This window comes from uncultured Tateyamaria sp. (assembly GCF_947503465.1).
Taxonomy (GTDB): domain Bacteria; phylum Pseudomonadota; class Alphaproteobacteria; order Rhodobacterales; family Rhodobacteraceae; genus Tateyamaria.
Map to the genome: position 1 here is coordinate 44,534 of NZ_CANNDN010000004.1, position 20,262 is coordinate 64,795.

The window sequence follows — 20,262 nt, forward strand, 5'->3', positions numbered from 1 at the left end:
GTCCCTTTCGGGCGGCACAGTCCCATGGCGCCCAATCCTGACCGCTTCTCCACAGGGTGGTCCGGTCAAAGCTGTCGAAAGGCGGAACACCGTGGAGTTCGGAAGAAATTATCTGACCAGCAGCCAAGTCGCGCACGACAGACGTTCCGCGTCAACGTCTGCCCCGCAAACAGGCGATCACCGTCTTCGCACGCCCACACCCCATCCCCTTTCACAAAACTGTTGCATCCTTGACGGTAACTGCCCCCACGGCTGGGGGATGTGGCGATGGGCGACTTTGCGAGGTTCGTGGCGACACGGGCGGCGTTGGCGGTGGTCACGCTGTTGATCGTGTCCTTCATCGTCTTTTCCCTGATGGAGTTTGTGCCCGGCGACTGCGCCGAGCGCTACCTGGCCTACAAGAACACCCAAGGTCAGAACCTCACGCTCGAAGACATCGATGCAGAGCGGGCGCGGCTGGGGCTGGATCAGCCCTTCCTCTTTCGCTGGGCGACATGGGTCACGGGCGCCTTTGTCGGCGACTTCGGATCAAGCTGCATCCTGCGGGTCGAGATCAGCCAGCTTCTGGGGTCGAAATTCCTGATCTCGGCCGGGATCTGTTTCGCGGCCCTGTTTGTCGCCTACCTCATCGCGATCCCCGTCGGCATCTATGCGGCCAATTCCCACAATCCGGTGGTCAACAACATCCTGCGCTTTGTCAGCTATCTTGGCCTTGCGCTGCCGAATTTCCTGCTGGCGCTGATCATCATGCTGATCTCGACCGTCTATTTCGGGGACAGTCTGTCGGGGCTTTTCTCAAAGGAATTTCGCGACGCACCGTGGTCGATGGCCAAGTTCTGGGACTTCATGAGCCGGGCCTGGCTGCCGATTTTCATCCTGGGCTGGTCGGCCACGGCCTTTGCCCTGCAAACGGTGCGGGCGCTGATGCTGGACGAGCAGAGCAAGCTTTATGTCACGGCTGCGCGCGCACGGGGCCTCTATGGGCGGCGGCTGCTCTGGCGTTACCCGGCGCGCCATGCGTTGGGGCCGATTGTGAATTCACTGGGCTTCGATCTGAACCGGATCTTCAACGAACTGCCCATCGTGGCGATCATCCTGACGCTGACCGAAGCCGGCGCACTTCTGCTCGAAGCCCTCGCGCGGTCCAACGACCAGCAACTTGCCGGTGCCATCATCTTCCTTCTGACCGCCACGATTGTGGGGCTGAACTTCATCACCGATGTGGCATTGGCCGCCCTTGATCCGCGGATGCGCAATTCCGTCATGGGAAGCCGGTCATGACCGAGGTCAGCCAAAGCGCGAAAGAGGCCTATTTCACCGCCTCGCAAGGCCAATTGATCTGGGCGCGTTTCAAGAAACAGCGCGCGGCGATGGTGGCGGCCTGGGTGCTGGGTCTCATGATCCTGCTGGGGCTCTTTGCGGATTTTGTCGGTCCCTACAATCCCACGATTGCGGGCGCGAACAAGGAATACACCAACGGCGCGCCACAGATCCCGCGCTTTTGCGACGACACAGGATGCTCCGCCCGGCCCTTCATCTATGGCGTCAAACGCGAGCGGTCGATCGAGACGAACTTTCGCTGGGTCAGCACCATCGACACCGATGACCGCCGCTATGTGCAATGGTTCGTAAAGGGGGACGAATACCGCTGGTTCGGCGTGACGCTGGACCGGCACCTCTTCGGCGTGGACGACGGTACGATCCACCTGTTCGGCACCGATGACACGGGCAAGGACATCTTCAGCCGCACGCTGCACGCGATCAAGACCTCGCTCGCCGTGGGCACTCTTGGCGTGCTGATCTCGTTCGTGCTGGCCTTGGCGATTGGCGGGATCGCGGGGTATTACGGCGGGGTCGTGGACGGCGTCCTTCAGATGATCACCGATGCGATCCGCACGATCCCGGCCATTCCGCTGTTCATGGCGCTTGCCGCCTTCGTGCCCGACACTTGGAGCGCGGAGACGCGGTTCTTTTTCATCTCCATCATCCTCGGGCTGATCGGCTGGCCGACGCTTGCGCGGCGCGTGCGCACCCATTTGCTGGTCGAGCGGAACCAGGATTACGTGCTGGCCGCGCAACTGTCCGGCGCAGGCTCGGGGCACATCATCCGCCGCCACCTGCTGCCCTCGTTCACCAGCTACATCATTGTCGATCTGGTGATTTCCTTTCCCTACATGGTCCTGTCGGAAACCGCGCTGTCCTTTATCGGGCTGGGGCTCAAGGATCCGGTGACGTCGCTTGGCGTGCTGCTGCAGAACACGACCAACGCGGACGTGCTGCTGAACTACCAATGGTACTTCATCCCCGTCCTGTTCTTCGTGGCGCTTGTCATGGCCTTTGTCTTTGTGGGTGACGGGCTGCGCGACGCGGCGGACCCGTACAGCGAGGCCAAGAAATGAGCCTGCTGACCGTCCAGGACCTGACCATACGCTTCAGGACCGACGAGGGGCTGATCACGGCTGTCGAAAACGTCTCCTTCGATATTCAACACGGCGAAGTTCTGGGCCTCGTGGGCGAAAGCGGGTCCGGCAAATCCGTGACCGCCAAGGCGCTGATGCAACTCAATGGGCGCAACACGGTCTATGATCCAGCGTCGAAAATCACCCTGCATGGGGACCCTGACATCGACGTGCTCAGCCTGAGGCGCGAGCGCGACATGCTGCCCATCCGGGGTGGTCAGATCTCGATGATCTTTCAGGAACCGATGGCCAGCTTTGCCCCGGCGCTAACCGTCGGCAAGCAGATGGTCGAACAGCTGCAAATCCACACCGACATGTCCAAACCGCAGGCCAAAGAGCTATCTATCGAAATGCTCGACCGCGTCGGCATCACCGAACCTGCGCGGCGGTTCGATCAATATGTGTTCGAATATTCGGGCGGCATGCGTCAGCGCGCGATGATCGCGATGGCGCTGACCACCAAGCCCCGCCTTTTGATCGCGGATGAGCCGACAACCGCGCTTGACGTCACGATCCAGCGGCAGGTCATCGACCTGATGAAAGAGTTGATAAGCGATTTCGGCATGTCGATCCTGTTCATCACCCATGACCTTGGCGTCATTGCCCAGACCGCTGACCGCGTGGCGGTGATGTATCTGGGGCGGATCCTGGAAAAAGGGGCCGTGCGTGACGTGCTGCGCACCCCCGCGCATGCCTATACGCGCGGCCTGTTGAACGCCCTGCCCGACCTCGACAATCTCGATGCGCCGCTGACGCCGATCCCCGGCGACATCCCATCGCCACTGGAACGCCCCTCGGGCTGCGTGTTTCACACCCGCAACGCGGAACTGGCCCCCGGCTCGCGTTATGAGACCGAGGTGCCGCCCATGACCGAAATACGCCCCGGCCATTTCGCCGCCCTCTTCCCGGAGGATGTGCGATGACCCCGCTTGTCCAGATCGACACCCTCACGGTGTCCTTCCCCATCGGGCGGCGCCTCATTGGCCCGCCCCCGATGATCAAGGCCGTGAAAGGCGTGAGCCTGACGATCCCCAAGGGCAGTTTCGTGGGGCTGGTGGGCGAAAGCGGGTCCGGCAAGACGACGCTGGGGCGCGCGATCCTCAAGGCCGCGCCGATCAGCGCAGGGACCATCACATATGACGACGGCACCCGGCGCTTTGACATTGGCACCATGTCCAAAACGGAAGAGCGTGACTTTCGCACCCAGGCCCAGCTGATTTTCCAGGACCCCTACGCGGCGCTCAGCCCGCGCATGACCGTGCGCGACATCATCGCCGAACCGTTGGAACTGCTGGGCCTCACCAAAACCCGCGAAGACACCGACGCCCGCGTGCGCGAGATTGCAGGCAAATGCCGGATCAACCTCGAACACCTGCGCCGCTACCCCCATGCCTTTTCCGGCGGGCAGAGGCAGCGCATTTCCATCGCGCGGACCTTGGCAGCAGGGCCGAAATTCGTCGTGGCGGATGAATGTGTCGCCGCGCTCGATGTCTCCATTCAGGCCGACATCCTCAACCTGCTCAAGCAGTTGCAGCGCGATCTGGACCTGACCTATCTGTTCATTTCCCACGACCTCAGCGTCGTCGCCCATGTCTGCGATTACGTTGCGGTGATGTATCTGGGCGAGATCGTCGAGGAAGGCCCCACGCGCGAGATTTTCGCGAACCCGCAGCATGATTACACCAAAAGCCTGCTGGCCGCGATCCCGTCGCTCGACCCAGATCAGCGCAGCCGGGTTGTCCAATTTGAACGCGGCAGCGTAGAGGTGAGCTGAATGCCCGATTACGATCTTGATAACGCCTATACCATCGACGGCCCCGACAGCGCCAAAGACCTCTATGGAAAATGGGCCGCCACCTATGACAGCAGTTTCGGTCAGGGATGGGGCTATATCGCCCCGCGCGAGATTGCGGCGGTGTTCAAGGACCTGAATGACGGCAATGAACCGATCCTCGACATTGGCGCGGGAACGGGCCTTGTGGCCGAACATCTGGGCGGGCTTGCGGTGGACGGCATCGACATCACCCAACAGATGTTGGATGTGGCGGGCGAAAAGGGTCTCTATCGGAACCGGATTGTGGGCGATCTGCTTGAACCGCTCGACATAGCGGATGGCGCCTATGGCGGTGTGATCTCCTCGGGCACGTTCACCCATGGCCATGTGGGCCCCGCATGCCTGCCCGAACTGCTCCGCGTATGCCGCCCCGGCGCGCTGTTCGTGTGTGGCTGCATCCCGCCGGTCTTTGACGGCATGGGCTTTGGATCGACCCTTGCCATCCTGAATGCGCAAGGCGTGATCGGCCCGCTCAGTTTCCGCGACATCCCGATCTACGACGGCGCGGACCACCCCCACGCCAAGGATCGCGGCCTTGTCATGGTGTTCCGCAAATGCTGACGCAGGCCAAGCCCGAGGATGAAGCCGCACTTGAGCGGCTGATCGAGACCGCCTTTGTCGCGTATGTCCGCGCACTTGGCCGCGATTGGCCGGGACCATACCCGTGGTTGCCCGAGGCCATAGCACAGGGCCGCGTGCTTTGGATCGATGGGGCCAAGGGCTGCGCCGTCATCGACCGCGACGGCGATGCGCTTAAACTCGACCAGATCGCCATCGATCCCGCGTACCAAGGCCGCGGAACGGGACGTCGCGCGATGGAAGCGCTCGAAGGTCTGGGGCGCAGGGCAGGCTTTGCCCAGATCACGCTTTATACCGCGCAGGTGCACACGGACCTTGTCGCCTTCTATTCCTCGCTTGGCTACCGCGTCACCGATCTGCGGCCCCCGGCAAGTGGCAAGGACGACATCCCCCGCATCCACATGACCAAACCCTTGAACTGAGGCTCCCCATGCAAGATCCCGCCTTCACCGCCCCCGGCCGCTTTTGGCGCGGCAACCTGCACACCCATTCGAACCGGTCCGATGGCGTGCTGACGCCGGAAGAGGTCTGCCGCCGCTACCGCGACGAAGGCTATGACTTCATCGCCCTGACGGATCATTTCATTGGCGTTTACGACTATCCCATCGTGGATACGGTGCCGTTTCGAACAGAGAACTTCACAACCATCCTGGGCGCCGAGGTGCATTCCGGCGCGATGGAAAACGGGGAACTCTGGCATATCCTTGCCGTGGGCCTTCCGCCGGATTTCGCCCCGCCAAACGCGCCCCACTTTTCGCCCGTGGACGGCATGGAAACCGGGCCTGACCTGGCCAGGCGCTGTCGGGACGCGGCCGCATTTGTGGCCATTGCGCACCCCGAATGGGGCGGTTTGTCCCTCGCGGATGCGCGCAGCCTTGACGCGGCGCATGCGGTCGAAATCTACAACCACGGCTGTCAGGTTGGCGCGGACCGGGCCGAAGGGTTCTGGCATCTGGACCGGCTGCTCGAAGAGGGTCGCACGCTGACGCTCTGCGCCACGGACGACGCGCATTTCTCCGAACCGGACCATTTCGGCGGCTGGACGATGGTCAAGGCCGAGGCCAACACGCCCGAGGCGCTGCTGGCCGCGCTCAAGGCGGGGCACATGTATGCCTCCACCGGGCCGCTGATCCATGATGTCGTGTGGGGCGCGCGCTCGGTCACGGTGCGGTGTTCGCCCGCGGCAAGCGTCATCGTTCAAGGGCGCGGTTCTGCGACATCGGCGGTTCATGGCCACGCGATGGCACAGGTCGAGCTGCCCCTTGGCCGGGTGTCGGAGAGCGATTGGATGCGACTGACCGTCATGGATGCGGCCGGCAAACGCGCCTGGACGAACCCGGTTTGGAAAGACACCTGAGGTCAGTGCGGACCGGTTGAGAAAGCGCCCCGGGGGCACACACGGAAACGACGCACGGCGGGCCACAGGAGACAAGGCTCCAGAGACGCCAATGCTTTCTGCGGTCCGGTGTGCGATGCGCTGACCAGACCGGACTCAAGCCGAAGGCGCCGGTCCAACACGAGCAGGGAAAGTTTCTCCACATTGCGTGCGCTGGCAGTCCGAAGCGGACGTTGCAGAGGCGCTGGAAGCGACACATACAAGGGCTCATGCAATTTCGCGAACTTGCTAAGGTAGAAGACTCGCAACACGCAGTTTTTTAGCATATATTGTGCTCAACTTAAGGATTTGAGGCATATTTATGCGAATTTCAGAATTTCGGATCACGAATTATCGTAATGTACTCGACTCTGGCTGGATCATGACAACCGATGTGACCGCCATCGTTGGGCAAAACGAAGCGGGTAAAAGCAACCTCTTTGAGGCGCTGTATTGTCTGCATTCCTACGTTGAAACCCGGTACAACCCAGATGAGGATTGGCCAGTTGACGACTGGAAGGGCAGAAAAAATGCGAAGGGTCAGACAGTTGCACAAGCGTATTTTGAGTTTGACGAAGGCGAGGCCGAAGCGCTGTTTGAATTCGCGACAGAAGTGCCGACGGACGATGACGGCTATGAGCTTGAGGTAGCGGCCGCTGCGCCACCAGCTGGGCTTCGCCTTTTCGCCTATCGCAACTATGGTTACCTCACTGGCTTTGGCCTGCACGATCGGGATGGCAACGCGGTCACACCTGGAGACTTTGGTCTGTCCGAAGACAAGGTATCAGAATGGGCCGGTGAGCATGTACCACGCTTTGTGCTGATTCAGGATTACGAGTTCTCCGGAGCAAAGGTTGAACTTAACGAGTTGAAACAACGTCTCGAAGCTGAAGGCGGAGAACGTCACAAGCTATCCGTTGAAGATCAAACAATCCTGATTGTCCTCGATCTTGCGGACCTCGATCTCGACGAGATCGTCAAAAAGGGCGGAGATAGTGAAGGTCGGACACTTCGCCAGTTCGACACAGTCGCAGCATCCGCATATTTGACAGCTCAATTTCAGAGGCTCTGGAAGCAGAAACGCGTAGACTTCGATATTCGCATTGACGGTGAAACGCTCAACATCTTCGCAAAAGATCAAGCAATCGGCTTTCCTGTTCGCTTGAACCGCCGTTCAACTGGGTTCCGCTGGTATGTTTCGTTTGCTTGGAAGTTCACCCATGCGTCTGAGGGTGAATTCGAAAACTGTACACTTCTTTTGGAAGAACCGGGAATCCATTTGCATTACAGCGGTCAGCGCGACCTTCTGGGCGTCTTTGACGATCTTTCTGCGACGAACACAATAATTTACACTACTCACCTGTCGTCAATGGTCGATCAAACTAACCCTGAAAGGGTGCGTATCGTCGAAACCGATAACAAGCACCATCTGAAAGTAACGCATGGCGTCGTCAGTAGCCAAGCCGCGCCAATGGCCGTCATTGAAAGTTCGTTGGGGCTGACGGGCGATCTCTCGGGGATGCTAGGCAATCGAAAAGTTCTAATCGTCGAAGGCGGCACCGATGCACTTATTCTAAGCAAGCTCTCTAGTCTGTTGACTAAGGGCGGCAAAGAGGGGCTTTCGGACGAGATTTACATGTGGCCTGCCGAGACTTCTTCAAAGTCTCCAATGTATGCAGCTTTCGCAATAGGTCAGCGTTGGGATGCGGGCGTTCTACTTGATACAGACGAAGCAGGAAACAAGGCACATGAAAAGATCAAGGCGATGGACCTAAAGGAGTACGCAGATGAAACAGGTCATAATTTTCGTGTCCTTATGATTGGAAAGGCGTCTGGCGTGTCGAAGACCGATGTCGCAATCGAGGACTTGTTCCCAGATGAATGGTATCTTGGCTGCGTCAACAGGACCTACAAAATCGCTATGACACCCGGAGATTTGACACAAGACGGAACCACACTGATCTCTAAGCGGGTTGAAGAAACTCTCAAATCACAGCACAACCGCGAACTGAAAAAGAAGGATGTCCTCAAGGAGATGCTCCGCGAATTCGACAGTTGGAAAAACGTTGGCGATCTACCTGCTGGCACGGAGACCAATGCCGTGAAGCTGTTCAATAAGATCAATGAAGCGTTCGATGTGAAGGCATACTAGGGTGCGGGAAGCAACCTTTGGTGAATGAGCTATGGCTTATGCACTAGTGGCCAAACCCTCGCAAAATCAGATTATGGAAGTGGCGCACAACTCAGGTGCATTTCCTGGCCCACCGTGAACCTTGTCGCCAGACTTTGCAAAACCCGCCTCCTGCGCATTGCTGGCGTCGCTCCACCCGGGCCACGTATCCAAATGCGATCACCCAACACCCGCAGCCTTCAAACCCAACCGGGTTTCTCCCGCTTTCCCGAACTCCGCCCGCCTTCGGCAAGCAGCATCGCTTGCCCGTGGTTAAAGTTTGGTATCCGCACAGAACGGCAACCAACCCTCTGTATCCACGCATAAATCACAAAGCGCTGAACATCCCGTAACCCCACCGAACAGGCTGTCCCCGCGGGGACAGATTGCCAAACCGGCCCCGTGACCCTAGCCTTCGGCTGTTCAAACCCGAAGGTTGCCATGCTCTCTGTCCAGTTTTTCCTGACCGCCCTCGTCGTTGTCATCGCCCCCGGTACGGGCGTCATCTACACCCTCGCGCTGGGCCTTGGCCAAGGCCGCCGCGCAGCACTTTGGGCAGCCCTCGGATGTACCTTCGGGATTGTTCCGCACCTCGCGGCCGCGACCCTCGGGCTGGCGGCGATCCTTCATACCTCGGCCCTGCTTTTCAACATCGTGAAATTCGCGGGCGTCGCCTATCTCCTGTGGCTCGCGTGGGGCAGCCTGCGGTCTGGCGGGGCGCTCAACATCTCGTCCGAGCGCAGTACTGATGCGGGCTGGCGCATCGCGCGGCGGGGTGCGCTGATCAACATTCTGAACCCGAAACTGTCGATCTTTTTCCTGGCCCTCCTGCCCCCGTTCCTGTCGGGCAATGCCGCGACCGCCACGCTTGAGATGGCAACCCTTGGTCTTGTCTTCATGGCGATGACCTTTGCGGTCTTTGTTCTCTACGGCATTTTCGCCGCTGCCGCGCGGCACTGGATCCTTGGGTCAGAGATCGTGATGCGCTGGGTGTCGCGCAGCTTTGCTGCCATCTTCGCCGCCCTTGCCGGGCGCCTCGCGCTCGAGCGCGCATGAGCGACGACTGGCTCTGGTTCGAGGGTGTGATCGAACCGATGGAATGGGGCAAGGCCACCTACACGATCCTGCGCGTCCCCGAACATGTCGTGTCCGCCCTGCCCCCCAACACCGAGCGGATCGAGGGCGAGTTCGGGGACTTTCCCGTCAACCTGGCCCTCACCAAAGCGCCCGTCATCACAGGCACGTTTGTCTACACGGGCAAGACTTTTCTGCGCGACAGCGGGCTTGGGGTGGGCCTGCCGTTCGAGGCGCGTGTCCGGGCCGTCGATCCCGATCTGGTCGAGGTGCCCGACGATGTGACCGCCGCCATCCGCGCCGCGGGATGCAACGACATATGGGCGGCCTTGTCCCTGGGGGGACAACGTTCCAGATTGCATCTTGTCAACACAGCCAAAAGGGTCGACACCCGCGCCAAACGCATCGCAAGACTGATCGCCGAGCTATGAACACACTCCCCCGCGCGCCGCTGCTTCTGGGCCTTGCAGGTCTGCTCCCCTTCGTCTGGGGTGCGGCCACCGTGCTCAGTCCGGAGCTGGCCGCGATCGGCCAGCGCTATCTCGGGCCAAGGTTCATCGGGCCTTATGTACAATTGTTTTATGGGTCAGTCATTCTGTCCTTTATGTCCGGCGTCCTTTGGGGCTTTGCCACCAGGGCCGACGGCGCGCGGGCGGCCACGGGCTATGCCCTGTCGGTGATCCCGGCGCTGTGGGCGTTCTTCATGACGGGGGGCGGCCCCACCAGTGCCGCGATGAACCTGATTGTGGGCTTTGCGGGCCTGCTGATGCTCGACTTTGCCTTTTCGCGCTGGGGCCTGACACCGCAATGGTGGATGCAGCTGCGCATCTTGCTGACGGCCATCGTGGTCGCATGTCTGGGGGTCACTGCCTTTCTATGACCGACCGTGAAACTTTGGATGTCTATGCCGCCAAGGCCGGTGAATATGCCGATCTGGTCAAGGACGCGGGCGACGACCCGATGGTGCAACGCTTTGTCGCCCATGTGCCCGCGGGCGCACCGGTGCTGGATATCGGCTGCGGGCCGGGCTTTGCCGCCGCCGCGATGGCGCAGGCCGGGCTGGAGGCACATGCGTGGGACCCGGTGCCGGAGATGCTGGATCTGGTGCGCGCGCATCCTGGTGTCACGGCCCGGCAGGCGGGCTATGATGACCTGACGGGCAAGGCCATCTATGCGGGCGTCTGGTCCAACTTCTCGATGCTGCATACGCCGCTTGCCAAATGGCCGGATTACTTTGCGGCCATCCACACGGCCCTGATACCCCGGGGAATTCTGCATTTCGGCGTCAAACTGGGATCGGGCGAACATCGCGACAGCATTGGGCGTCTCTATTCCTACATGACGGAGGATGACCTGACCGATCTGCTGACCCGGACGGGTTTTATCATCGACGTCAGCCGCACGGGCGAAGAGGCGGGCCTGTCGGGGGAGGTGGCCCCCTTTATCGTGTTGCAGGCCACCCGTGCCTAGACTGTTTGCCTATACCGACGGCGCCTGTTCGGGCAATCCCGGCCCCGGTGGCTGGGGCGCGCTGCTGCGTGCCATGGACGGCGATACGGTGATCAAGGAACGCACACTGCAAGGCGGAGAGGCGCAAACCACCAACAACAAGATGGAGCTGATGGCGGCCATTTCGGCGCTGGAGGCGCTGGAACGGGCAAGCACCATCACGGTTGTGACCGACAGCAACTACGTCAAGAACGGGATCACCAGCTGGATTCACGGCTGGAAACGCAACGGGTGGAAGAACGCATCGAAAAAGCCGGTCGCGAATGCCGACCTGTGGCAACGGCTGGATGCGGCGCAGGCGCGGCATGACGTGACCTGGGAATGGGTGAAGGGCCACGCCGGGCACCCGGAAAATGAACGCGCGGATGAACTGGCCCGTGCGGGCATGGCCCCGTTCAAGTCCAAGTGACGCAGGGGCATTTCGCGAAAACACAGGCAATTGCCGCTGTTTTCGCCCCCCCTGTCACGACAAGTGTTACAGAATTGGCATCCCCTATCCTTTTGTTTTCAAGGCGTTTTCAGGGTCCACACGTCGCGCATCCTCACATCGCGCTGCCATTTCCATGACAGTTTGTGACTGTTCGGTCCCTTATTGTTACAGAGCTTTTCCGCTATCTCTTTCCCAAGACGAACGGCCCTACCGGCCCACACGCTAAGGAGAAGAGACATGAAACTGACAGCTACAAAGACACCGCTTCTGATCGCCGCCATCGCAACCGCCGTGACCCTGACCAGCCTGAGCCCCGCCGCCGCTGGCACCGTCTGGCAAGGCGCCGCGACAGCGGATGTGGAACAGGCCCAGGTGATCGACGCGAATTTCAAAGCCAAGTTCAAGAAGCACAAGTTTCACGGCGTGAAGAAAAAGAAATTCGTGTCGCCGAAGAAAAAGTTCATCACCAAGAAGAAATTCAAGAAGTTCTTCTAAGGTACGGGATCCGTCACACCTCCCTCCCCCCCCCCCCAAGACCCCGAGACCTTGAAGCGGCCCGCCTGTCCCCCAAGCGGGTCGTTTTCGTCTGGGTGGCGTTGTGCGGGGTAGGTTGGGATCGGTCGATGGTCCGGGCGTGGGCCGCGCGCCGACGCTGTTTTCCGGCCCATCCGCACCACGGCCGGTCGCGCCGGTGGATCACGCGGGCGGTCCAAATCTGTTGCACAGGTCAGGTGTGACGTAGGGGCACAACAGCCAAAACCGCCGAAACAGCCCGGAATTCCGGCCCGCCCCACATCGTTTGTTACAAGGAATTTATCAAACAAGATACTGTTTTACATGAATTTTATCCCCGGAAACGCCTGCCCGCATGACGCGACGCTGTCATTTCCATGACAGTTTGTGACCGGTTGGTCCCTTATTGTTACAGGCCTTTTCCGCTATCTTTATTCCAAGACGAACGGCCACCCCGGCCCACACGACAAGGAGAAGAGACATGAAACTGCAAGCCACCAAAACCCCGCTTTTGATCGCCGCCATCGCCACGGCCATCACCGTGACCAGCATCGCCCCTGCCAGCGCCAAGGCGTTCTGGGCCAGCGCGCCCGCCGCCGATGCGGAACAGGCACAGGTGATCGACGCCAACTTCAAGCTGAAGCTGAAAAAGCACAGCTTTCACCACGGGTATAAATTCCATGGTGTGGCCAAGAAGAAATACGTGTCGCCGAAGAAAAAGTTCATCACCAAGAAGAAGTTCAAGAAGTTCTTCTAAATCCGGGCTTCAGTCACCACTCACGCCCCTCCCCCGAACGGCCCGCCTTTCCCTCAGGCGGGTCGTTTGCGTTTGGGCACAGGGCAGGCGTGAGGGCGCGTGACCATGCAATATACTGAGCCTGCAGTGATTTTTCGGCACGCGCGGGGCGTTGCCCGCGAGAGACACACAGCCCTGTGCAGGGTTGTGTCCATGTTGCCCCTTATCGCACCAAACCTGTCGCCCTACCTGGGATGCACGACAAGAGATCACCTCCCGTACACAAGACAGGAGACGGATATGTCTTTGAAAATGACGAAAGCCCCCTTTGCAATTGCAGCCATCGCGGCCGCGATCACCCTGACATCCGCGAGCCTCGCAAAAGCGGAGGCGTTGGTGATCCAGGCACCTTTGCACGGTGCCGAGGTCGCGCAGGTCGAGCAGGTGGGGTTCAAGATCAAGAAGCACGGTGTGCGCCATCATCACGGGTTCAAGCACCGCAGTTTTCGCCATCATGGCGTGAAGCGGCACCACCGCTTTCATCACCGCAGTTTCCGCCATCATCGAGGCTTCAAGCATCGCGGATTTGTGCACCACCCCAAGTCGCGGTCGCGCATCATCATCAAGAAGAAGTTCTGACAGGCTTACTTGCGCCAATGTGTCGGGATGATGATCAGCGCCCCGATGGACGATACGATGGCGTTCAGCCCGGGGCTGGAGAATCCGAACCCGAACATCAGCCGCACGAAGTAGAACAGGAATGCCCCGCCGATGCAGATGATGATCGATTGCAGGATGCCGTTATGGGTAAAGCGCGTCTTTTCCGACAGGTAGCCGACGATGCCTGCGATGACGACAGTGCCGATGAGGGTGGGAAACATGGTCGTGCTCCTACAGTTTTGTGCCTTTGGGCAGGGGGAGCCCCCGCAGGAACACATCGGCATCCTGCGCGCCTTTGCCTGCCCGTTGCAAGCGGGTGAGCCGGACCGCGCCCGCCCCGCAGGCAATGGTCAGCGCGTCGTCCAGCGTGGTGCCGGCGGTGCCGCTGCCCGGCGCGAGGTTCGAGCCCAGCACCTTGATCCGGGTGCCCGCGTGATCGAACCATGCGCCCGGAAAGGGCGACAGGCCACGGATTTGCCGGTCGATCGTGGTGGCGTCCTGCGTCCAGTCGATGGCGGCCTCGGCCTTGTCGATCTTGTGGGCGTAGGTGACCCCGTTGTCCGGTTGCGGCGTGGCCGTGAGCGTCGGCAGCCTGTCGAGGGTCTGCGTGATCAGGCGGGCCCCCATGGCGGCGAGCCTGTCATGCAGGTCGGCCGTGGTTTCGGTGTCCCCGATCGGCGCCCGGTCGCGCAGCAGGACGGGGCCGGTATCCAGCCCCGCCTCCATCTGCATGATGCAGACGCCCGTTTCGCTGTCCCCTGCCATGATCGCGCGGTGGATGGGCGCGGCGCCGCGCCAGCGGGGCAACAGGCTGGCGTGGATGTTGAGGCAGCCATGGGTGGGCGCATCGAGGATGGGCTGCGGCAGGATGAGGCCATAGGCCACGACGACGGCGATATCGGCGTTCAGCGCCGCAAAGTCGGATTGTGCGTCGGCGGTGCGCAGGGATGTGGGGTGGCGGACCGGCAGGCCCAGCGCCTCGGCGCGGGTGTGGACGGGGCCGGGCCGGTCCTTCTTGCCGCGCCCGGCGGGCCGTGGCGGTTGGGTGTAGACGGCCGCGATGTCGTGGCCCGCGCTGTGCAGCGCATCGAGCGCGGGGACGGAAAAGTCGGGTGTTCCCATGAAGATCAGGCGCATGTCACTTGCCCTTTTTCGCGCGGCGCAGCAGCATGTCGCGCTTTACCCGGCCCAGGTTGTCGAAATACATGCGTCCCGCCAGGTGGTCGATCTGGTGCTGGACGCTGCGCGCCTCGAGCCCCGAAGTCGCGCCGGTCCCACACGCCCTGATCGTTGAGGAAGCGGATTGTGACGGATTTGGGTCGCGGGACCTCGGCGGAGACGCCGGGCAGGTTGGGGCTGGCCTCGGTGCCTTTTACGACCTCGGGGTCCGAGGACAGGATTTCGGGGTTGGCCAACAGCACGCGGCGGCTGCGGTCGGGGGCGGCATCCACCACCGCGAGACGCAGCATGACGCCGATCTGGGGTGCGGCAAGGCCCACGCCGTGGCCGGGCATGGCGATCATCGTGTCCACCATGTCGGCCCAGATGGCGCGGATGTCGTCCGTGATCCCGGCCACGTCCGCAGCGGCGGTGCGCAGGCGCTTGTCGGGCCAGGACACGAATGGGCGGATGGTCATGGTTGTCCCTCGTAGGCGGCGAGAATGGCGGCGCGCTGTGCATCGTCCACGCGGTCCAGTGTCACGATACCGTCAAGGTGATCCAGTTCGTGCTGGACGCAGAGGGCGGCAAAACCCGTCAGCCATGCGTCATGGACAAGACCGTCAAGGTCGGTCCAGACCATGCGGACGGAGCTGGGCCGGACGACCGTTGCGGTGACACCGGGGATCGACAAACACCCCTCGTCCGCGCTGCCGCGTTCCTCGGAGCGATCAAGGATGTCGGGGTTGATGCAGACAACCGGGCTGCGGTCCCCGTCTTTCCACGTGGTGTCCATGACGAACATCCGCAGCAATTCACCGATCTGCGGCGCGGCAAGCCCCCGGCCAGGCGCGGCATACATCGTGTCCAGCATGTCGGCGGCGAGCGTGCGAATGTCGTCTGTCACCGCCTCGACCGGAGTGCACACGGCCTCGAGCCGCGGGTGCGGCCACACCAGGATCTCGCGCACACTCATGCGCGGGCGCGTTCCCGTTTCAGCTTTTGCATCTTGCGGGTGATCAACTGGCGCTTGAGCGGTTTGAGATAGTCGATGAACAGCTTGCCGTCGAGGTGGTCAATCTCGTGCTGGACGCAAGTGGCCCAGAGGCCATCCATGCCTTCGCGCTGTTCATTGCCGTCGCGGTCGATCCAGCGCACGTCGACCTCGGCCGGGCGGGTCACGTCTGCGAACTGGTCGGGAATGGACAGGCATCCTTCCTCGTAGGTGTTCAGCGTGTCGGAAGCGGCCACGATTTCCGGGTTGAACATGATCAGCGGGCGGGGCGGTTCGTCATCCGCCTTCACGCAATCCAGCACGATAAGGCGTGTCAGCACGCCCACCTGCGGCGCCGCAAGGCCAATGCCCGGCGCGTCATACATGGTGGACAGCATTTCATCTGCAAGATCGCGCAAGTCGTCCGACAGGTCGGTCACGGGGTCGGACGTCTTTTTCAGACGCGGATCGGGGTGCAGGATGATCGGGCGTTTCATGGCGTCCATGTAAGACAACCGCCCCGCCATCGCAATGTCCCCTTGCACCCCGCGCAAGGGGCGCTAGCCTGCCGCACATAGGAACGGAGACACCCCCATGAGTTTTGACGACATCATCGACCGCCGCGGCAGCCATTGCGTGAAATGGGACATGATGGAGGCCATCTATGGCGTCGATGGGGACAAGGGGCTGGCCATGTGGGTGGCCGACATGGATTTCCGCCCGCCACAGCAGGTTCTTGACGCCGTGCGCGACCAGCTGGATCACGGGATCATCGGCTATTTCGGGGACGACACCACGTACCGTGAAGCGATCCAGTGGTGGATGAAGGAACGGCACAACTGGACGGTGCAGGCCGACCACATCTTTACCACCCATGGCCTCGTGAACGGCACGGCGATGTGCGTGGACACCTTTACCGAACCGGGCGACGGGGTCGTCTTGTTCACGCCTGTCTACCACGCCTTTGCCAAGGTCATCAAAGCCAACAACCGGCGGGTGGTCGAATGCGAAATGTCCATGACCGACGGCCGTTACGAGATGGATTTCGACAGTTGGGATGCGCAGATGGACGGGTCGGAAACCATGCTGATCCTGTGTTCGCCCCACAATCCCGGCGGACGGGTCTGGACGCGGGACGAACTCTTGGGCGTTGCGGCCTTCGCCAAGCGGCACAAGCTGATCCTCGTGTCGGACGAGATCCACCATGACCTGGTGATGCCCGGCCACAAACACATTCCCATGTCCCACATTCCGGGGGTCGAAGACCGGCTGGTGATGATGACGGCCACGACCAAGACGTTCAACATCGCCGGGTCGCATTCCGGCAACGTGATCATCGCCGATCCGGACCTGCGCGCGAAATTCGCGCAGCGCATGATGGGCCTTGGCCTGTCGCCCAACAGCTTCGGCCTGTTCATGGCGACGGCCGCCTATTCGCCCGAGGGCGCCGCATGGACCGACGACCTGGTGGCCTATCTGGACGGCAACCGGAAACTGTTTGACGAGGGGGTCAACGCCATTCCGGGTCTGTTTTCGATGCCGCTGGAGGCCACGTACCTGTCATGGGTGGATTTCGACGGCACGGGCATGAGCCGCGAGGAGTTCACCAAACGGGTCGAACAGGATGCCTGCATTGCGGTCAACCATGGCCCCACATTCGGCAAGGGCGGCGACAGTTGGTTGCGGTTCAACATCGCCACGCCCCGCGCCCGGGTGCAAGAGGCGGTCGAGCGGTTGGCAGCGGCGTTCAACGACCTGCAGTAGCCGGGGCGCGTGCCCGCCCTAGGCCCGCTTGATTGCGCAGAACCGGTGTGACGCACCGATGCCGGTGTAATTGTCCTGCATCACCTCGAGCAGGTCGAACCCCGCATCGCGCAATGTGCCGAAGACCTTGTGCATGGGCACGGCGTGCATCTCCATCCCCATGAGGTCCTGTTCTAGGTAGCGTTCCGCCACGAACGTGTAGTCCGGCAGATAGGTCGGGATCTGGAAATACGCCAGCCCGCCCGGATTGACCTTTGCAAGCAGTGTCCTGAGCATATGCACCTGGATCGGCGGCGGATTGTGCTGGAGCACGATCAGTGAAAACAGCACATCGCATTGCGGGACCGTGTCCAGCGCCGCAATGGTGTCCAGCAGGATCGTGTTTATGTTCTTCTTGCCGCTTGTCCTGGCGTATTCGGCGCAGAGGCCCAGATTGCCGGGCGACACGTCGACGCCGTGCACCTGCGCAAACAGATCCGCCAGCGGCAATGTGATCCGGCCCACGCCACAGCCGAAGTCGACACAGCTTTGGTACGCGTCGATGTCGATCCCGTTGCGCGATGCGGTTCTGCGCAGATCGGTCACCTGCAACTTGCCGGTGTCAAAGAAGTCGTCAGCGTGGTCCTGGAACACATCTGCGCGGAATTCATTGGCCGTCAGGACGGACCAATGCGGTTCGCTTTCGCCCAGGCGCGTCCATTCGTCCTGCACGCGGGCGAACAGCCGGTCGCGCACAGCGTCCGACACATCCACGTCGATGGACAGTTTTTCCTGTCTGAGGTTGTCGTCCAGAATGGAGCGATCGACCTGGTATTCCTTGTATTCGGGGCTGTGGATGAAGGAGTCGATGATCTGCCGGGCCGTCAGCGCCTGACGGGCCCGCTGGCGCAGGACGTCATCGCTTTCTGCGGCGCGTCCAAGCAGGGTCTGGTAGCATGCTTCCACCAGCTCGCGCGACGAAAACCACCGCCCCATACCGATGTTGATCGAGAATTTTCCGATGTTCATTTACAGGTAGATACCATTCTTGCGCCGGACCTGTCGCGTCTTCATGTCACGCTGGTGTCCGCCGGCAGCAATGCGACCGGCGCATCCTCTGCCCGGACGAAGTCGAGCGCGGGTGTTTCGGCCACCGCGGTCAGGCGTTTGAATTCATAGCGCAGTTCGCCTGCCTCTTCATCCGAGGCGACGATCAGGCATTGAAAGAGGTGGATGGCCCCGTCGTAGAGGTCCACATATCCGCGCAATTGCGGCGCGGCCTCGGCCTGCATGGAAAATCCGGTCTTCCACATGCGCAGCACGGGGTAGGTCACGCCGTCGACCGACAGACGCAGGCGGGACGCTTTCTTCAGCGATTGCAAGCGCGCGCTGTCGAGCCCGGCCTGCACCTCTTTTGGTACGAATGTGGACATGGCAGTGTTTCCTTTCCGTCCCCGCGCCAGAAGATGGGCCGCAGCATGAGTCGTTCCAGTTAAATTCTGATGTCGGCTTGCGAGTCTTTCGGGTTGTGGCTTTCCTGTGACTCTCGTTGCATGCATGTGCGCAGGCGCAGGGCCAGTGCGCGAGCGCCTTGCTTGGTCCGGGGGGCCCGCCCAACTACATCGGCCCCAAGGCAGACAGGAGACGCGACATGGGCCTTTTGGTAGACGGTGTTTGGCACGACCAGTGGTACGATACGAAATCGAGCGGCGGGGCATTCCAGCGCAGCCAGGCCAAGTTTCGCAACTGGATCACGGCGGACGGTGGTGCGGGCCCGTCGGGAGAGGGCGGGTTTGCTGCGCAAAGCGGGCGCTATCACCTTTATGTCTCCTATGCGTGCCCGTGGGCGCACCGGGCGCTGGTCTTTCGCAAGCTGAAGGGGCTGGAAAGTCACATCGGCCTGTCTGCCGTGCACCCCGACATGTTGTCGAACGGGTGGACCTTTGACACCGATGACAGGGGGGCCACGGGCGACACGCTGTACGGCCTGCCCTTTGCCCGCGACATCTATACCAAGGCCGATCCGCAGTTTTCGGGCCGCGTGACCGTGCCGATCCTGTGGGACACAGAGCGCGAGACGATCGTGAGCAACGAAAGCTCGGAAATCATCCGCATGTTCAATTCCGCCTTTGACGGGATCACCGGGAACACGGACGATTACTGGCCCGCGGACCTGCGCGCGGCGATGGAGCCTGTGAACGACCGCATCTACGACACCTTCAACAACGGTGTCTACAAGTCGGGCTTTGCCACCACGCAAGAGGCCTATGACAAGGCGGTTGGGCCGCTATTCGACACGATGGACTGGCTGGAAGACCGGCTTGCCGGCGCGCGGTACCTGATGGGGGATCGGCTGACCGAGGCGGATTGGCGGCTGTGGACAACGCTGGTGCGGTTTGATGCGGTGTATCACCTGCACTTCAAGTGCAACCGCAAGCGGCTGATGGATTACCCGAACCTGTGGGCCTACGCCCGCGACCTGTACCAGGTGCCGGGCGTGGCCGAGACGGTGAACATGGACCACATCGTGCGCCACTATCACTACAGCCACGAAAGCATCAATCCGCACCGGATCGTGCCCATCAATCCCGTCATCGACTTCGAGGCGCCGCACGGGCGCGCGGCCTAGCTGACGCCGTAATGTTCCACCATCGCCGCCAGGTCCTCTGGCGGCGTGCCCGCGGGCACGAAGGCGCAGGCATTGCTGGAATGATTGAAGATCGAACCGTCCGAAAAGAAGGTCGTGTCGGTGACAAAGATCACACGCGCCTCCGGGTGGCGATAGCTGGCGAAATCGGCCACCGCCAACGCGCTCCCTTCATCGAGGACCAGATCCATCACGATGATATCGGCGCTGTGCACGGCAAGGTGGTCGACTGCCTCGTCCTGGCCATTCACCAGCGAGACCGTCGCACCCTGACGTTCGAGGTGCCGTTGCCACAGCACGCCCAGCTCTCGCCGGCTTTCTACGATCAATACATTCATGGTCACTCCGAGACACCCCAACACGGCCCCGTCATTTTCGTTC

25 protein-coding genes and 1 pseudogene are annotated in these 20,262 nt (G+C 61.3%); 18 read left to right on the plus strand and 8 right to left on the minus strand.

What is annotated here, in order from left to right; genetic code table 11:
- Positions 1-267 precede the first annotated feature (267 nt).
- The 16 genes from Q0844_RS18690 to Q0844_RS18765 all read left to right on the plus strand — a co-directional run bounded on the left by Q0844_RS18690 (position 268) and on the right by Q0844_RS18765 (position 13,318).
- On the plus strand, positions 268-1,281 hold the full coding sequence (locus tag Q0844_RS18690; protein WP_299048151.1) for an ABC transporter permease: 1,014 nt from the start codon (positions 268-270) through the stop codon (positions 1,279-1,281).
- Entirely contained in the window at positions 1,278-2,399 is a 1,122-nt protein-coding gene (locus Q0844_RS18695; protein ID WP_299048154.1) for an ABC transporter permease, read from the plus strand. Before Q0844_RS18690 ends, Q0844_RS18695 begins: the two co-directional genes overlap by 4 nt.
- Entirely contained in the window at positions 2,396-3,382 is a 987-nt protein-coding gene (locus Q0844_RS18700; RefSeq protein WP_299048157.1) for an ABC transporter ATP-binding protein, read from the plus strand. The genes Q0844_RS18695 and Q0844_RS18700 overlap by 4 nt, the downstream gene beginning before the upstream one ends.
- Positions 3,379-4,233 (plus strand): ATP-binding cassette domain-containing protein, encoded by an 855-nt coding sequence (locus Q0844_RS18705; protein WP_299048160.1) that lies wholly within the window; start codon positions 3,379-3,381, stop codon positions 4,231-4,233. The genes Q0844_RS18700 and Q0844_RS18705 overlap by 4 nt, the downstream gene beginning before the upstream one ends.
- Positions 4,234-4,854, plus strand: coding sequence for a class I SAM-dependent methyltransferase (locus tag Q0844_RS18710; protein WP_299048162.1), 621 nt, complete (start codon positions 4,234-4,236; stop codon positions 4,852-4,854). It abuts the gene before it with no gap.
- Positions 4,848-5,294 carry a GNAT family N-acetyltransferase gene (locus Q0844_RS18715; RefSeq protein ID WP_299048165.1) on the plus strand — a complete coding sequence of 149 codons (447 nt, stop codon included), beginning with the start codon at positions 4,848-4,850 and terminating at the stop codon, positions 5,292-5,294. Before Q0844_RS18710 ends, Q0844_RS18715 begins: the two co-directional genes overlap by 7 nt.
- 8 nt (positions 5,295-5,302) lie before the next feature.
- Entirely contained in the window at positions 5,303-6,229 is a 927-nt protein-coding gene (locus Q0844_RS18720) for a CehA/McbA family metallohydrolase (RefSeq protein WP_299048167.1), read from the plus strand.
- A 400-nt stretch (positions 6,230-6,629) separates the two neighbouring features.
- Positions 6,630-8,399 (plus strand): AAA family ATPase, encoded by a 1,770-nt coding sequence (locus Q0844_RS18725; RefSeq protein WP_299048170.1) that lies wholly within the window; start codon positions 6,630-6,632, stop codon positions 8,397-8,399.
- Between the two features lie 459 nt (positions 8,400-8,858).
- Positions 8,859-9,473, plus strand: a complete 615-nt coding sequence (locus Q0844_RS18730; RefSeq protein WP_299048594.1) for a LysE family translocator — start codon at positions 8,859-8,861, stop codon at positions 9,471-9,473.
- Positions 9,470-9,922, plus strand: a complete 453-nt coding sequence (locus Q0844_RS18735; protein ID WP_299048172.1) for a YdeI/OmpD-associated family protein — start codon at positions 9,470-9,472, stop codon at positions 9,920-9,922. Before Q0844_RS18730 ends, Q0844_RS18735 begins: the two co-directional genes overlap by 4 nt.
- Positions 9,919-10,371: a DUF3429 domain-containing protein gene (locus Q0844_RS18740; protein WP_299048174.1), complete on the plus strand. Its 453-nt coding sequence runs from the start codon at positions 9,919-9,921 to the stop codon at positions 10,369-10,371. Before Q0844_RS18735 ends, Q0844_RS18740 begins: the two co-directional genes overlap by 4 nt.
- Positions 10,368-10,961 carry a class I SAM-dependent methyltransferase gene (locus Q0844_RS18745; protein WP_299048177.1) on the plus strand — a complete coding sequence of 198 codons (594 nt, stop codon included), beginning with the start codon at positions 10,368-10,370 and terminating at the stop codon, positions 10,959-10,961. Before Q0844_RS18740 ends, Q0844_RS18745 begins: the two co-directional genes overlap by 4 nt.
- A complete protein-coding gene (gene rnhA, locus Q0844_RS18750) occupies positions 10,954-11,409 on the plus strand; it encodes a ribonuclease HI (RefSeq protein ID WP_299048180.1) in 456 nt (151 codons plus the stop codon). Before Q0844_RS18745 ends, rnhA begins: the two co-directional genes overlap by 8 nt.
- Positions 11,410-11,667: 258 nt before the next feature.
- Positions 11,668-11,925, plus strand: coding sequence for a hypothetical protein (locus tag Q0844_RS18755; RefSeq protein ID WP_299048182.1), 258 nt, complete (start codon positions 11,668-11,670; stop codon positions 11,923-11,925).
- Between the two features lie 499 nt (positions 11,926-12,424).
- On the plus strand, positions 12,425-12,700 hold the full coding sequence (locus Q0844_RS18760) for a hypothetical protein (RefSeq protein ID WP_299048185.1): 276 nt from the start codon (positions 12,425-12,427) through the stop codon (positions 12,698-12,700).
- Between the two features lie 279 nt (positions 12,701-12,979).
- On the plus strand, positions 12,980-13,318 hold the full coding sequence (locus Q0844_RS18765; RefSeq protein ID WP_299048188.1) for a hypothetical protein: 339 nt from the start codon (positions 12,980-12,982) through the stop codon (positions 13,316-13,318).
- Between the two features lie 5 nt (positions 13,319-13,323).
- Here the strand turns inward: Q0844_RS18765 and Q0844_RS18770 are convergent, their stop codons facing one another.
- The 5 genes and pseudogenes from Q0844_RS18770 to def (Q0844_RS18790) form a co-directional block, all read right to left on the minus strand.
- Entirely contained in the window at positions 13,324-13,560 is a 237-nt protein-coding gene (locus Q0844_RS18770) for a hypothetical protein (protein WP_299048191.1), read from the minus strand.
- A 10-nt stretch (positions 13,561-13,570) separates the two neighbouring features.
- Positions 13,571-14,476 carry a methionyl-tRNA formyltransferase gene (fmt, locus tag Q0844_RS18775; protein WP_299048193.1) on the minus strand — a complete coding sequence of 302 codons (906 nt, stop codon included), beginning with the start codon at positions 14,474-14,476 and terminating at the stop codon, positions 13,571-13,573.
- 1 nt (position 14,477) lies between these two features.
- Positions 14,478-14,976: pseudogene (gene def / locus Q0844_RS18780) on the minus strand (peptide deformylase).
- Positions 14,973-15,473, minus strand: coding sequence for a peptide deformylase (gene def, locus Q0844_RS18785; protein WP_299048199.1), 501 nt, complete (start codon positions 15,471-15,473; stop codon positions 14,973-14,975). Before def (Q0844_RS18785) ends, def (Q0844_RS18780) begins: the two are co-directional and overlap by 4 nt.
- Positions 15,470-15,988, minus strand: a complete 519-nt coding sequence (gene def / locus Q0844_RS18790) for a peptide deformylase (RefSeq protein WP_299048202.1) — start codon at positions 15,986-15,988, stop codon at positions 15,470-15,472. Before def (Q0844_RS18790) ends, def (Q0844_RS18785) begins: the two co-directional genes overlap by 4 nt.
- A 97-nt stretch (positions 15,989-16,085) precedes the next feature.
- Here def (Q0844_RS18790) and Q0844_RS18795 point away from each other — a divergent pair, with 97 nt between their 5' ends.
- Complete coding sequence (locus Q0844_RS18795; RefSeq protein WP_299048204.1) at positions 16,086-17,255, plus strand: MalY/PatB family protein; 1,170 nt, start codon at positions 16,086-16,088, stop codon at positions 17,253-17,255.
- 18 nt (positions 17,256-17,273) lie between these two features.
- Here Q0844_RS18795 and Q0844_RS18800 read toward each other — a convergent pair whose 3' ends face one another.
- Both Q0844_RS18800 and Q0844_RS18805 read right to left on the minus strand, forming a co-directional pair.
- A complete protein-coding gene (locus Q0844_RS18800; RefSeq protein ID WP_299048206.1) occupies positions 17,274-18,263 on the minus strand; it encodes a methyltransferase domain-containing protein in 990 nt (329 codons plus the stop codon).
- Positions 18,264-18,304: 41 nt separating this feature from the next.
- Positions 18,305-18,667, minus strand: a complete 363-nt coding sequence (locus Q0844_RS18805; RefSeq protein WP_299048208.1) for a hypothetical protein — start codon at positions 18,665-18,667, stop codon at positions 18,305-18,307.
- A 218-nt stretch (positions 18,668-18,885) separates the two neighbouring features.
- On the opposite strand from Q0844_RS18805, the gene Q0844_RS18810 reads away from it, so the two are divergent.
- Entirely contained in the window at positions 18,886-19,863 is a 978-nt protein-coding gene (locus Q0844_RS18810; RefSeq protein WP_299048210.1) for a glutathione S-transferase family protein, read from the plus strand.
- Here Q0844_RS18810 and Q0844_RS18815 read toward each other — a convergent pair.
- A complete protein-coding gene (locus Q0844_RS18815; RefSeq protein WP_299048212.1) occupies positions 19,860-20,219 on the minus strand; it encodes a hypothetical protein in 360 nt (119 codons plus the stop codon). The genes Q0844_RS18810 and Q0844_RS18815 overlap by 4 nt on opposite strands.
- Positions 20,220-20,262 lie beyond the last annotated feature (43 nt).